The sequence below is a fragment of the Mesobacillus maritimus genome, from assembly GCF_023715205.1.
Lineage (GTDB): Bacteria > Bacillota > Bacilli > Bacillales > Cytobacillaceae > Mesobacillus_B > Mesobacillus_B maritimus_C.
Map to the genome: position 1 here is coordinate 348,133 of NZ_JAMBNR010000001.1, position 14,341 is coordinate 362,473.

A 14,341-nucleotide genomic window follows, 5' to 3' on the forward strand; every position below is an offset into this window, starting at 1 on the left:
TACTTCAATTATAACAGATACAGGAATTATTTTACATTAACTACAAAGAATTCGGTAAATTTTTTCGTTAAAAAGAACAAGAAACAATCTTCCAGTGAAAAGAACTTTTCGAATTCGCTAGAATTTAGTATCATCGAATAATGAGTGTAAAGGATACTAAAAAAGCGAGGCTAAATAAATGAGTTTATTAACTGTAGAGAAATTAAGTCATACATTTGGGGACCGTACTCTTTTTAAAGATGTTTCCTTCCGCCTCCTTGCTGAAGACCATGCAGGTCTAGTTGGAGCTAACGGAGTTGGAAAATCTACCCTAATGAATATCATCACGAACCAATTAATTCATGATTCTGGGAAAGTGGAATGGACACCAGGAACACATTATGGCTATCTTGACCAACACACTGTATTGACACCTGGAAAAACAATACGTGAAGTATTAAATGATGCTTTTCTCCCTCTATTTAAAAAGGAAGAGGAACTTAATGAAGTAACAGCAAAAATGGCCGATGCTACGCCGGAAGAATTGGAAGCTTTACTTGAACAGATGGCAGCCATACAAGATGAATTGGATGCTGGTGGATTTTATAACTTAGATTTAAAGGTTGAGGACGCTGCACGTGGATTAGGAATTGATGCAATTGGTCTTGACCGTGATGTTGCTGCTTTAAGTGGTGGACAAAGAACAAAAGTTCTTTTAGCAAAATTATTGTTAGAACAACCAAAAGTTTTATTATTAGACGAACCGACTAACTATTTGGATGTTGAACATATTCGCTGGTTATCAAATTATTTAAAGGAATATCCGCATGCTTTCTTATTAATTTCCCATGATACCGAGTTTATGAATTCTGTTTCAAACGTCATTTTCCATTTAGAGTTCTCAAAGCTATCACGATATACAGCAACTTATGAAAAATTCCTAGAATTAGCGGAAATCAACAAAAATCAACACATTAACGCATATGAAAAACAAAAGGAATTTATAAAAAAACAAGAAGAGTTTATTGCCAAAAACAAAGCTCGTTACTCAACAACTGGACGAGCCAAGAGCCGTCAAAAGCAATTAGATCGAATGGAACGTATTGATCGTCCGGAAACAGCACTGAAACCAACTTTTGAATTTAAGGAATCACGCAGTTCAAGCAGATATGTTTTTGAAGGAAAAGATGTTGAAATTGGGTATACACACCCTCTTCTGCCAAAGCTTACAATGACAATTGAACGTGGAGAAAAAATTGCCCTCGTTGGAATGAACGGCGTCGGAAAGTCAACGCTTCTGAAAACAATACTTGGAAAAATTCCTCCTTTAAGCGGAAAAATTGAACGTGGAGATTTCCTCTATCCTTCTTATTTTGAACAAGAAGTAAAAGCCCAGAATATCACGCCGATTGAAGATGTTTGGGCAGCTTTCCCTGGATTAGATCAACATCAAGTTCGAGCAGCACTTGCTCGCTGTGGGTTGAAGAATGAACATATCTCTCGCCCGCTCAATCAACTAAGTGGTGGAGAACAAGCAAAAGTTCGTCTTTGTAAACTAATGATGGAAGAAAGCAACTGGTTGCTATTCGATGAGCCAACCAATCACTTAGATGTTACAGCCAAAGCTGAATTGAAAAAAGCGATGAAAGAATATAAAGGAACCATTATACTTGTCAGCCACGAACCTGACTTCTATGAAGATTGGGTGACGAAAGTCTGGAATGTGGAAGAATGGTCTCAAAAAGCTTAATAGAAAACCTACCAAAAGTCCTATTAAATAGGGCTTTTTTGGTCAGAAAATAAAATTCAGACTGGGTTATGAGTGACCTTCACTAAAGACTCTGTGAAAGCTCACGACTTATTACGTACTCAAAATTGTTCCCTAACGGGTCTTTAGGTAACATGTTTCATCCCACTTCTTGCCTAATCCCAAACAGGAGAAAAGGAGATGATGAAGACTTTTTACAATCTCTCCCTATTAACACCTATCTAATTATAGAAAAAATCGATATTAAACAATTCAAGCTATCGATATTTTGAATTGTTAGTATCCTAATACACAATGGTATAGTAAAATAGGACTTTCAACATAAAGGAGATTGCAAATGAAAAAACAGCTTATGATATTGATAGGATTGGTGACGGTTCTTTTATTGGCGGCATGTGGGAACAGTAATGAAAACGCCGAAACAGAATCTAACTCTGAAACAAAAGAAGTAAAATTGATTAAAATTGGGATGATTCCAGACCAAAATACGGCTGATTTAAATCGCAGTATGGATGATTTTGCTGCTGACCTTGCGAAAAAAACAGGATTTGAAGTAGAATTTGTTCCATCAGTTGATTATGGCGCTTTAGTAACTGCTTTTGACCGAGGAGAAATCCAATTGGCATGGTTTGGGGGATTAACGGGGGTTCAAGCTAGAAATCTTGTTCCTGAAGCCGAAGCTATTGCTCAACGCCCAATTGATGAACAATTTAAATCAGTGTTTATCGCAAAGTCTGATTCAGGCGTTGAATCCCTGGAAGATTTAAAAGGCAAGACTTTTACATTTGGTAGCGAAAGCTCAACTTCAGGTCATTTAATGCCACGGTATTTCATGACAGAAGCTGGGATTGATCCAAAAACAGACCTTGAAGGAAATCCAAATTATTCTGGCTCTCATGACAAAACGTATAAATTGGTTGAATCCGGTGCATTTGAAGCAGGTGCTTTAAATATTTCGGTATGGGAAGCTGCTGTAGAGGAAGGAAAAGTTGACACAGACAAAGTTAAGGTTTTCTATACAACTCCAGAGTATTACGATTACAACTGGACAGTAAATAAAATGGACGATGAAACAAAATCAAAATTAAAAGATGCCATTCTTTCGATGGAAGCTGGGGATAATGAAGTTATGGATCTCCTCTCTACAGACAAATTTATCGAAACAAATAATAAAAACTATGAAGCAATTGAAAAAGTAGCTAAGGAATTAGCGATTATTAAGTAGGTGACACAACGTGTCTAAAAAAAACATCATTGAACTTAATCAAATATCCAAAAACTATGAGCGGAAGATAGCCTTATCTTCCCTTTCTTTTGTTGTTGAAAAAGGAGAAACCATCGCTTTAATTGGTCCAAGTGGGGCTGGTAAGACAACTTTATTAAACATGTTAGCCTCTAACTTTGAGCCTAGTAGTGGCGAGATATTTATCGATGGGAGACCCCTATCGCAACTAACTGATCGTAAAAAACGAGCCAAAAAAATTGGAATCATTCGTCAGCAATTTGACCTTGTTGGACAATTAGCTGTTATTCATAATGTACTTGCAGGACGTTTAGCTGACTGGGGACTGGGAAAATCACTTTTGAATCTTTTTATTCCTCAAGAAAGGCAAGCTGCTACTCAAGCTTTAACACGTGTTGGCCTTCCAGATAAAATGTATGAAAGAACATCTAATCTTTCTGGGGGTGAACAGCAACGGGTTGCCCTTGCTCGCTTGTTGATGCAAAAGCCAGAAATTATTCTTGCCGATGAACCTGTCGCCTCCCTCGATCCATCTAGAGCAGAAGACATCTTGGAGATGTTAACAAAAATCGCAAAAGAAGAACAGCAAACAGTGATTGCAAGCCTTCACTCAGTAGAGTATGCACGTAAGTATTTTTCCAGATTAATTGCTCTGAAAAATGGGGAATTATTTTTCGATTTGCCAGCAGATCAAGTTACAAATAAACAGCTTCAAGAGCTTTACCAGCTTAAGGAGCTGAAATGAGCATGTTTTCATTTGATCTACACAAAAGAAAAATACTCACTGTGTTTCTACTGCTTCTATTTGTCTGGAGCCTTCTAGGGGTAAAATGGCAAGATGGCGTGATCCATGCAAGCGGAGTCGGGACAGCTAGTGAGATTTTTATGGCTATGTTTACTCCTGAACTATCGGCTAATATTCTGGCACTTGCTTTTGAATCGTCTTGGATTACACTTGCTTACGCTACAGCAGGCATGAGCCTAGCTTTAGTATTAGGTTTGGTTTTTGGAATTCTCGCTTCAGGTGTTCTTGCTACTAGAAAATCTTCAAGAACGTTTTTAAAAGGTAGCTTTCGGGGCTTGCTCGGATTTATGAGAGCTATTCATGAGCTTGTTTGGGCATGGTTGTTTGTTGCTTCCTTTGGATTGTCTCCGTATGCCGCAATTTTCGCCTTAGCCATTCCTTACGGTGGAATCCTTGGACGTATTTTTGCTGATATGATCAACGATGTACCAAATGAGCCGATTCAAGCACTTCAAGCAGCAGGAGCTTCAAAATTGCAATGTTTATTTTATGGTTATCTCCCTAGTGTGAAAAACAGTATGATTAGTTATACAATGTATCGCTATGAGTGTGCCATTCGTTCATCTGCTATTATGAGCTTTGTTGGACTTGGTGGTTTAGGCTATCAAATACAATTATCACTGGATGATTTGAATTATGATGAGGTCTGGACATTTATGTACTTTTTGACCATCATTGTCGTATTAATTGATGGCTGGAGCAGTCTGCTACGAAAGAGGATGGCAAAATGAAAAAAAGAAAATTCAATTTCATGTGGTTTTCATTTTACGCCTTTCTGTTGCTAATAGGTGCTTCATGGTATTTTGTTATTGGTGTCGAAAAGGCCAGCTTAACAGAATTATTTTCTAATGAAAACATGGAATACGCGAGTAAGTTCTTTAAGGGTTTATTAGGTGTTGGCGAAGAGGAAATTGCATTTTTAAACCAGGAAAGTTGGTCTGATGCCTTTACTCTCTCAATCGAAACATTGCAAATGAGTATTATGGCTATTGGTTTTTCGACAATCGTCATGTTTTTAACAGTCATTCCAGCCGCCCGAAATGTAGCAGACGGATCGATGACGCTGTCAAAAAAATGGTATCGATGGTTTGTGTTTGGTCTTATTCGCATCTCATACATTTTTAGTCGAGCAATCCCTGAGCTAGTGTGGGCAATGATTGTGATCTTTATTTTCAAACCTGGGATCCTTCCAGGAGCAATCGCTTTAGCTCTCCATAACTTTGGGATACTTGGGAAATTGTGTGCTGAAGTGATTGAAGATACCGATTCTCGCCCTATCCGCAACCTCGCTTCATCTGGGGCTAACCCTGCACAAATTCTTATGTATGGAGTCTTCCCTACGGTGTTGCCAAAGTTTCTGACATATATTTTATACCGGTGGGAAGTCATTATGCGGACGACGATCGTTGTCGGTTTTGTCGGTGCAGGAGGATTAGGGCAACAATTTAAACTAAGTATGAGCTTTTTCCATTATACTGAAATCACATTGTTGTTGATTTGTTATTTAATTTTAGTTTTTATTGCGGATTATATTTCGGAAAAGTCTAGGTACTTTGTCAAATAGGTGCTTGCTGGTTTAAACTTAGTTAACTCTTTCATTCTATTTGATTGAGAAAGCAACAACGTTTTAGAAAATAGCCTGAAATAAAAAACGAGCCATGCGGCTCGTTTTTTATTTGTCTATACGAAATGTTTCATAATGAATAATGGATTCCCTTGCTATGTGTTTTTTTGCGGACGGCTGCTCTTCAGGATACCCTAATCCTAAGATAGCTACGACGCGACGATCAGCAGGGATGTTAAGGGCTTCACGAACATATCCTTCTCTCCTGTCTGACTCTTGCTGATCTTCTGAATGATATATGGCCCCAAAAGCTCCCCCTACTCCTAATTCAACTGCCTCAAGCCAAATAAAACCACTAGCTATCGACGTATCTTGCAGCCAATATTTACTAATATCCGGGCGACCCAGAACCACAATTGCTGCAGCAGCATTAGCTAACCAAGGAACATAAGGAGTGGTTTTTGATAGTTGTTTAAGCATTTCCTGATTGGCAACAAGTAAAAGCTCTTTAGATGGTAAGTTATTGCCTGAAGGAGCTAAGTAACCAGCATCAAGAATTTTCTCCAGTTCTTCTTTCGGTATTTTTTTATTCTGAAATCGGGTAATTTCTCGCCTATGTTGAATGGCATTTAGAACATTCATTTACATCCCTCCAGAATTTGGTACTAATTTTAAATTACACCTAATCTAATTGGAATACAAGAATATAATCTATAAAAAACTGTAACAAACAAAAAAAACGAGCGTTTCTGCTCGTTTTATTATGCTGTTTTCGTAAAGATTGTTGTTAAAATCCAAAAGCCGATTTTACGTAGATAAAGACATTTTGTAAGTTGAAAATAAGTTTGCAAGCTCTTTTCTCATAAATGAAGGCAATTTTTCAGTTTGAAATAGCTCATTTAATTGTTTTTTATCTTCAAAAGCAACAATGTTTGAAAAAAGAGCATTGAGAAAAGAACCTTTTATTATGACAACCTTTTTTCTCGCAAGTACTCAAGTTCTTTATCAATCATCTGATCGAGCCGAATAATACTCTCCCTCGCTCGCTCCCTCGTAATGGTGCGATAATGATGAGCACCGCCTTCTTCTTCATCCTTTTCATCCGCCCATTTCACTATTTTTTGAAGCATTGTGCGATTAATATCATTGGATGGAAGAAAGGAATCTGTATGGAACAATATCGCAAGCGCTGTTGTTTTTGCTTGAATCGGATTTTCACCTAAGCGAATTAGTAGTTTGTGGGCTCTTTCTGCGCCTTTAATTGGATGAATGTCGTTTTGACGATACAATTCATAATCCCACTTTCCGTTACGGTACCAAGTAAAATGACCGATATCATGAAGGAATCCTGCTTTTGCTGCGATATCGACATTTTCATTATATTGTTTTGCAAGATGGAAGGCATGATAAGCGACGGCAATAGCATGAGCAAAACCGGAGCGCTTAACGTATTTTTGTGTAATATGGTGCTCGAAAATATCAATTAAGGTAACATCTCTCATATTTATTTCCTCCTCCAATCCAAACTATTTGGTCGCTCATTTTGTTGAAAGTGATCATTTAAGGTTCGAATACTAAGATAATTTTCGTGAGGATATCACAGAATAGCCTTATGAACAAGTACTTTGGTGAAAAAGTTTACAAAATTCAAACAAATACCTTGGGAACAAACTGAAAAATATTCTTTCTTATAGTTTATTTGGATGAACCAAGAAATGCCCCATCAATTGACGGACAAATTTTCATAATTGGCAGATCCCAAAGAAATAGCGCTATGCACCTTCTTCCAGTAAATTTTATTGATTTTTCAAAACATTATCCACATTTTGCAGAAATTATTCACAACCCTCGTCTATCCACAGGGTAATTTGAACTAATTGCTAGTTATCCACATTTATAAGGAAAACATTATTATTTTATCGTTTAAACACTTAAAATATTTCAGGATAATTCCTCTCTTAACTGTATCACTAATAAATAAACAACTGTTTCACTTTCGTTAGTACCAGGTGCTAATGAAAGTGAAAGAATGTCTCTCTCGGGTGGACACGGCGGTATTTTCAATTTAACTCCTCCCCTCCCCTCTCTTTCAATTCATTACAAAAGGCTATTTGCTTAAAATTGTTGTTAAAGTCCAAAAGCCGTTTGTAATTCAAAAATCGTCATCCCGTTTGCTAAAATTAAATTCACAAGCTCAAAAAAACCTACAAAAAAACTGCAATGCGCGATGCATTGCAGTTTCTAATTTTATGGATTAGTAGACCAAAGACCAGCAGATTTAACAAATACACGTGGATGTAATTTTAATTGAGAAACAATCATTTCGGCTAAGTCCTCTGGTTGCATTACACTATCAGTATTATCACCAACTAACTTGTTCTCAACAGCCAAATCAGTTGCAACCGTACTAGGAGTCATAGCAGTTACACGAATATTGTGTTTACGAACCTCCATTAATAAAGATTCCGTTAGACCTAAAACAGCGAATTTAGATGCACTATAGGCACTGGTCACTGGTGCTCCTTTTTGACCGGCAGTCGATGAAATATTAATAATATCTCCTGTCTTACGCTCAATCATTTCTGGAAGCACAGCTCTGGTAACATAATAGGTACCCATTAAATTTACTTGAATGATTTTTTCCCACTCAGCTGGTTCAAGTTCTAAAAAACCACCAAATTTAGCTGTCCCAGCATTGTTTATCAAAATATCAATAGGACCAAGTTCTCCTTTAATATGGTCGACAGCATGCTGAACAGAATCGATATCAGATACGTCTGCGGCAGCTCCAGCAACATTTACATCATATTCTTCCAGTTCTTCTGTTACTTTCTCTAAATTAGATAGAGTTAGGCCTAGTAAACCAATGTTCACACCTTCTTTTGCTAGTGCAATGGCTGTTGCACGTCCAATCCCTCTTCCAGCCCCTGTAATTAAGGCCGTTTTTCCTTTTAAAGATTGCATATTATAACTCCTCCCATAGTTCCTCTTGAGGTTTTGCCCTCAGATGAAAAATTTTATCACAAAAAATAGTTTTCCCAAAAATAAAAGGCTGTTTTCGTAAAAGATTATTGTTATTACCCTAAAGGGGATTTTTACGTAATTGTGCCTTTTCTTATGTTTAAATTAAGTTTGTAAGCTTTTTCTCATAAGTGAAAGCTATTTTATTTTATAACCTAGCTTCTTTCAGCCATAATTTTTGTTCATAAGAACAGTTTGATAATAGAGCTAAATAAAAAAACCAACAAGATTGTTGGTCTGAAAACGAATTGGCTTTTTATTTGTTTAAAATGTTTTTTCCCTTTGTTCCCAGTCTGGATATAAATCTGTTCTTCGATCACGCCATGTAGTAACAGAACCACGTTCACGAACCTCATATAATAAACTTAGATCCAAGTCCGCTGTGACAAGCATATCATTGTTCAATTCTCCTTCAACTTGAAGACCTTTAGGAGGAAACGGAATATCATTAGGCGTAATAACAGCAGCCTGCCCAAAGTTTGCTCTCATAAAATCAACAGTTGGCAAGCTTCCCACCGTACCAGTCAATACTACAAATATTTGATTTTCAATAGCTCTTGCATGGCTTGTATAGCGCACTCTGTGGAATCCGTGACGATCATCTGTACAAGACGGACAAAAAATGACATCTGCTCCCTTTGCTTTGGCCATTCGAACAATCTCAGGAAATTCAATATCATAGCAAGTCAACAAGGCAATTCGGCCTTTCGCTGTATCAAATACTTTAAATTCTGAACCCGGGGACATATTCCATTCATTAACTTCCGTTGGTGTAATATGGAGTTTCGCTTGCTCTTCAATTTGACCATTCGGATAAAAAAGGTGAGCCACATTAAAAAGCTTCCCTTCTCTCGCAACTACATGAGTACCACCAATGATATGCATTCCTGTTTTAAGCGCTAATTTTTGAAATAAATTTAAATATTGGTCAGTAAATCCAGGTAATTCATTTATTGTTAGACTCGGCTGCTGATCACTGCCAATTGATAGTAATTGAGTGGTGAAAAACTCAGGAAATAAAACAAACTCAGAATCATACTCTTGAGCTGTTTTAATATAATGTTCGCATTGAGCTGCAAATTCTTCAAATGACCGAATGGTATGAAGATGATATTGAACTGCTGAAACTCTCATTTTCATCCGTTAATCCCCCCAAAAAATGCTACTGTAACTCAACCGGTTAAAACCATGACAATCATTATATAGCATAATAGTAGCAAGCGATACCATTTGGGGTGAAAAAAAAACAAAAATAAAACTGACGAATATTGGCAAAAGCAGAGACAAATCGGCTTATGAATATAATTGTAAGATTAAAAACATTGTCGATTATTTATAGCAGATAGATAGCATAAACTATCAAATGTCTATCAAATACTATCTTATTGTTATTTTAACTGTCGAACCATGAGAATTTGTCAACTTATGCGCTTCCCCGAGAAATACCTTTTTTATGTTCTGTTAAACTTTTTACAAGACACCACTTTCAATTAAAACTTCCTGCTTTCTAGTATCAATCATTGCGTTAACACCGAGTGGAACAGCCAGATTTGGCGAACAGTGGCCTACTTTAAAGCCTTTCATTGCTGGTTTATTTGCAAGCCTCAGATAATGTAAGATAACTTCCTCTGTGCTAAAAGAAGGACCCGAGTCAGCTGTGCATTCGTGGAAATCCCCAATTAGGATCCCTGAACAATCGGTGAGTTTTCCCGCCATATATAATTGGTTTAACATTCGATCGACGGCACGTGGTTGCTCCTTAATTTCTTCGATTAATAATACTTTCCCTGTTGTATCAAGTTCAAACTTTGTACCTAAACTACTCGTCAATAACGTAAGGTTTCCACCAATTAGCGGGCCGAATGCATATCCGTCAATAACAGATTGTTCATTATTGCTTGAGATGTTGACTGGGTTAGAGTCAAACAATTGTGTGATTGATTGCTTTGTTTGTTCTTCAACAAATTCATTTCCAAAGTCAGAGGCAAGCATTGGACCGTGAAATGTAACTAAACCAGTATGTTTCCCAATTGCCAAATGCAAAAATGTGATGTCACTGTAACCCCATAAAATCTTCGGGTTGTTTTGAATTAGGGAATAGTTAATCATTGGAGCTAACCTCGCCGCTCCATATCCACCTCTCGCACAAAAAATGGCTTTGACTTCTGGGTCTTCGAACATGGTATGAAGATCTTCTAATCGGTCGATGTCTGTTCCGGCTAAGTAACCATATTTATCGTAAACATGACGCCCCAATTTCAACTTTAATCCTAGTTCATTTAGAAAAATGAGACCTTTTTCGAGTTTTTCGGGTTGAGGAATTCCTGAAGGTGCGATAATCCCTACTGTATCGCCCTTTTGGAGTCGCTTTGGTTTCATCATAATTGATTCCCCCTTCATTAGAGGTAATCTATGTGTGAAAGGCAGTTTTATGCATTGCTTATCGAGAAAGAATGTTGGTCATACACTCCACTAGTACAAGCATATGATTTAGTAAGAGAATCCAAGCTATACTGCAGGGTAAAAGCAATGGGGGTGTATGTTTTTGAAGAACTTTATTAAATTGATTTTATTTGTTGGCGTTTTAATAGTCGCGATTGAGCTAACGCTCGATGAAGTCCTGAAGTCAACTTCTGAAGAAGCAATAACAGTAACGAGCTTTAAAACAAAAGAGGAAAATGTACAATTTCCTGAATTAGAAATGTTTCTTGTTAGTCAAGACGTAATTGAAGGGGAAGTAGTGGAAACCTATCAAGAATACGAAGTTTACTATGATGGAAATGGAGAAATGATCAAAAAGGAACCCACATCAAATTATGATTATATTCGTTATAAACAATAAGAAAGAGGAGCCAACGCTTGTACACGTTGACTCCTCTTTTACACTTTGGTTATGCGATAACCCTTGCAAAAAACTCATTATATAATGATTGAACCGCTCGTTTTTCATCAGCTTCCTTGACACCAAACATCATACTTACTTCAGAAGAGCCTTGGTTAATCATTTCGATATTTACACCACTGGTTGCTAATGCTTTGGCAGCACGAGACATGGTACCGACATTACAGCGCATTCCTTCTCCAACAACCATAATCAGACTAAGATTATGCTGAATTTTCACTTCATCTGCTTCCAATTCATTTTTAATCCGCTGTAAGATTTCCTTTTCAAAAAGAAAACTCATTTGATCTTGACGGAGAATTATCGAAATATCATCAATTCCTGAAGGCAAGTGTTCGTAGGATAGCTGATACTCCTCTAATATTTGTAAGAGTTTTCGACCAAAGCCAATTTCTCGGTTCATTAAGTATTTGCTTACATATATGCTACAAAAACCTTTATCGCTGGCGATGCCAACGACAGGACCATTTGTGTTCTTTCGTTCGCTCACAATTCTAGTTCCGGGTGCATCAGGATTATTTGTATTCCGTACATGGACAGGGATGCCAGCATGAAAAGCCGGCATAAGGGCTTCATCATGAAAAACAGAAAAACCAGCATAAGATAGTTCGCGCATTTCACGATATGTCAGTTCCCTAATTTCTTTAGGGTTTTCCACAATTCCTGGATTTACTGAACAAACTGCATTTACATCAGTAAAATTTTCATAAACATCCGCCTTTACCCCGTTTGCTAAAATCGATCCCGTGATATCCGAACCACTTCTTGAAAACGTGACGATATCCCCTTTTTCGGTGTAGCCAAAGAACCCTGGAATGACCAGGATACCAGATCTTTTCCTCAGTTCATATAAAGAATCATAAGCTTCGGGTAGTACTTGGGCACTCCCCGGTTCATCACTTACTAGTAAACCAGCCTCTTTTGGGTTGACATATTCTGCCTCAAGTCCGCGAGATTTGAAATATGCGGCTACCAATTTCGCATTGTTATCTTCTCCGCTCGCTTTTACAGATTCAATAAAATGAGCTGAATCTTTCGAGCGATCGGCTAGTAATTTAAGTAAGTCATCAGAAATAATTTCAATAATTTCATTTGAGAGACCCAACTCATTCGCGATGGATGTATACCGTTGGATGACAGTATCAAAGTATTCTCCACCATCCCCTGTCTCTAGTACCTGCTCTGCACAAGCAATTAATAGGTCTGTTACTTTAATGTCATCGGGATAACGTTTTCCTGGAGCAGATACGACGACCACTTTGCGGTCTGGGTCCGCAGTAACAATATTAAATACTTTCTCAACTTGTACACCGGAGGCTAAAGATGAGCCCCCGAATTTAACGACTTTCATAGTTCATCCCCCGTATTTTAGATTTGTTTTCCATTATCCCTTTTTACCTAATAAGATGCAAGAATTTTCTCCCTTATTAGAAGAATCTACAAAACAGAAGATACACTGAAAACGAATTTTTCTATTTGAAGCGATCAGTATTTGTCAACTCGAGAAAATGAGTTAGTATTCTTGCGGTGAGTCCCCAAATGACATAACCTTCATAAGTGTAGAATTGCTCTTCTAGTTGACGCATTTGCCAATTGTAATTTTCGCCACCCACAATTAAATCAAACGGAAACCCATCTTCAGGTTCGACTTGAAAATTAATTTTATACCGATCAGGTTCGGTCTCACGAAGGTAAGATAGTGGCACGGTAAAAATTTGCCCTACTTCGTCTGGGTTCGGCTTTAACTGGGTAATATCTTCGATTAATCCAACATACGGATAGATGATGGTGCCAAATGCAGAGACCATATAATCTAAAGGGACTACATTTGAAATATTGCTTTGATCGATTCCAAGTTCCTCCGTGGTTTCCCTTATCGCACAGGCCATTCCCGTAGGATCAGTTTTCTCCATTTTCCCTCCTGGGAAACAGACTTCATTTGGCTGCCGACGTAAATGACTGGCTCGAACCTCGAATAAGATATGCGTTTCTCCGTCTTTTTTTACGAGAGGTAAAAGGACGGAAACTTGAAAAAAGTCGTCTTCACCAAGAATTTTCGGTTTCCTACCAGACAAGTTCTTTAAGATGGTTTCAGCTTCCATCAATATTCACCTCTTTCTCAACGCTACTTATTCTATTATACATCGAATCATTAAAAAGAATGTTGAAGAACGTTATCACGAGAATCGAGAACGACGTACTGTAAAATTTGTGTCTAAATTTCATAATGGGTAGAATAAGGGACAAACGATATAAGGAGTTTATACCGATGACCTACAAAATCCTTTTTCTAGATATTGATGGCACCATCCTTCAACCTAATCATTCTATCGAGGATTCCACGAAGCAAGCGGTTTTACAAGTACAAGCGCAAGGAATCGAAACTTTTCTTGCAACAGGAAGGCCCGTACACGAAATAAAAGAAATCGGGGATGAGTTAAAAATCTCATCCTTTATTGGCTATAATGGTGCGTTAGCTCTTTATAATGGAAAACAAATTTTTGCTGAACCAATGAAAGAACAAACTGTTCATCGTCTTCTTGAAGTAGCTAAAAAAAACCAGCACGAAATGGTCCTTTATACAGATAATGCGAATTACTTTACCTCCCTGGCCCACCCTTCTGTGACCGAATTTATTAAAGCATTTAGGTTGCGGAACAATAAGGTTTATCAACAAGATAAAGCCAATCAGGTTCTGGGAATGACGATTATTATGAATGGAGAAAATGACCAATACTCTTATTCCCTAGAAGACGGTATTCATTTTTCACAAGTGAATGTTGATGGAATGCGACATTGCTTTGATATCATACGAAATCAAGTTAACAAAGGAGTCGGGATTCAACTATTACTAAAGGAATTAAATATCGAAAAAGAACAAGCAATTGCTTTCGGGGATGGAATGAACGATAAAGAAATGCTGCAGGCTGTAGGAGAAGGATTTGCAATGGGCAATGCCCATGAAGATTTATTTCAGTATGCGGATCATAAAACCACCTCAGTAACAGACTCTGGTGTCTATAATGGCTTGAAATTCTTAGGGTTAATAAAAGAATAAG

15 protein-coding genes are annotated in these 14,341 nt (G+C 37.5%); 7 read left to right on the forward strand and 8 right to left on the reverse strand.

What is annotated here, in order from left to right; genetic code table 11:
• Nucleotides 1-178 precede the first annotated feature (178 nt).
• The 5 genes from M3182_RS01725 (at nt 179) to M3182_RS01745 (ending at nt 5,359) form a co-directional block, all read left to right on the forward strand.
• Nucleotides 179-1,729, forward strand: a complete 1,551-nt coding sequence (locus M3182_RS01725; RefSeq protein ID WP_251555908.1) for an ABC-F family ATP-binding cassette domain-containing protein — start codon at nt 179-181, stop codon at nt 1,727-1,729.
• A gap of 355 nt (nt 1,730-2,084) precedes the next feature.
• The gene (locus M3182_RS01730) at nt 2,085-2,972 is read left to right on the forward strand and encodes a putative selenate ABC transporter substrate-binding protein (protein WP_251433744.1); all 888 of its coding nucleotides are present in this window, start codon (nt 2,085-2,087) and stop codon (nt 2,970-2,972) included.
• 10 nt (nt 2,973-2,982) lie between these two features.
• Nucleotides 2,983-3,735 (forward strand): phosphonate ABC transporter ATP-binding protein, encoded by a 753-nt coding sequence (locus M3182_RS01735; protein ID WP_251433741.1) that lies wholly within the window; start codon nt 2,983-2,985, stop codon nt 3,733-3,735.
• Complete coding sequence (locus M3182_RS01740; RefSeq protein WP_251555910.1) at nt 3,732-4,526, forward strand: PhnE/PtxC family ABC transporter permease; 795 nt, start codon at nt 3,732-3,734, stop codon at nt 4,524-4,526. Before M3182_RS01735 ends, M3182_RS01740 begins: the two co-directional genes overlap by 4 nt.
• Nucleotides 4,523-5,359 carry a PhnE/PtxC family ABC transporter permease gene (locus tag M3182_RS01745; protein ID WP_251433736.1) on the forward strand — a complete coding sequence of 279 codons (837 nt, stop codon included), beginning with the start codon at nt 4,523-4,525 and terminating at the stop codon, nt 5,357-5,359. The genes M3182_RS01740 and M3182_RS01745 overlap by 4 nt, the downstream gene beginning before the upstream one ends.
• A 108-nt stretch (nt 5,360-5,467) precedes the next feature.
• Here M3182_RS01745 and M3182_RS01750 read toward each other — a convergent pair whose 3' ends face one another.
• From M3182_RS01750 to M3182_RS01770, 6 genes are all read right to left on the reverse strand, one after another.
• On the reverse strand, nt 5,468-6,001 hold the full coding sequence (locus M3182_RS01750) for a nitroreductase family protein (protein ID WP_251433731.1): 534 nt from the start codon (nt 5,999-6,001) through the stop codon (nt 5,468-5,470).
• Nucleotides 6,002-6,324: 323 nt separating this feature from the next.
• Nucleotides 6,325-6,861, reverse strand: a complete 537-nt coding sequence (locus M3182_RS01755; protein WP_251433729.1) for an HD domain-containing protein — start codon at nt 6,859-6,861, stop codon at nt 6,325-6,327.
• 439 nt (nt 6,862-7,300) lie between these two features.
• Nucleotides 7,301-7,423, reverse strand: a complete 123-nt coding sequence (locus tag M3182_RS26090) for a hypothetical protein (RefSeq protein WP_285866640.1) — start codon at nt 7,421-7,423, stop codon at nt 7,301-7,303.
• 183 nt (nt 7,424-7,606) lie between these two features.
• On the reverse strand, nt 7,607-8,323 hold the full coding sequence (locus M3182_RS01760) for a 3-ketoacyl-ACP reductase (protein ID WP_251433725.1): 717 nt from the start codon (nt 8,321-8,323) through the stop codon (nt 7,607-7,609).
• A gap of 321 nt (nt 8,324-8,644) precedes the next feature.
• The gene (locus tag M3182_RS01765) at nt 8,645-9,520 is read right to left on the reverse strand and encodes a carbon-nitrogen hydrolase family protein (protein ID WP_251433724.1); all 876 of its coding nucleotides are present in this window, start codon (nt 9,518-9,520) and stop codon (nt 8,645-8,647) included.
• A gap of 330 nt (nt 9,521-9,850) precedes the next feature.
• Nucleotides 9,851-10,762 carry a S66 peptidase family protein gene (locus tag M3182_RS01770; protein WP_285866642.1) on the reverse strand — a complete coding sequence of 304 codons (912 nt, stop codon included), beginning with the start codon at nt 10,760-10,762 and terminating at the stop codon, nt 9,851-9,853.
• Between the two features lie 163 nt (nt 10,763-10,925).
• On the opposite strand from M3182_RS01770, the gene M3182_RS01775 reads away from it, so the two are divergent.
• On the forward strand, nt 10,926-11,222 hold the full coding sequence (locus M3182_RS01775) for a hypothetical protein (RefSeq protein WP_251433721.1): 297 nt from the start codon (nt 10,926-10,928) through the stop codon (nt 11,220-11,222).
• Between the two features lie 49 nt (nt 11,223-11,271).
• On the opposite strand, the gene M3182_RS01780 is transcribed toward M3182_RS01775, so the two are convergent.
• Nucleotides 11,272-12,633 (reverse strand): aspartate kinase, encoded by a 1,362-nt coding sequence (locus M3182_RS01780; RefSeq protein ID WP_251555912.1) that lies wholly within the window; start codon nt 12,631-12,633, stop codon nt 11,272-11,274.
• 121 nt (nt 12,634-12,754) lie between these two features.
• Nucleotides 12,755-13,384 (reverse strand): NUDIX hydrolase, encoded by a 630-nt coding sequence (locus M3182_RS01785; RefSeq protein WP_251433915.1) that lies wholly within the window; start codon nt 13,382-13,384, stop codon nt 12,755-12,757.
• Nucleotides 13,385-13,551: 167 nt separating this feature from the next.
• Here M3182_RS01785 and M3182_RS01790 point away from each other — a divergent pair, with 167 nt between their 5' ends.
• A complete protein-coding gene (locus tag M3182_RS01790) occupies nt 13,552-14,340 on the forward strand; it encodes an HAD family hydrolase (protein WP_251555913.1) in 789 nt (262 codons plus the stop codon).
• The last annotated feature ends 1 nt before the right edge of the window (nt 14,341 follow it).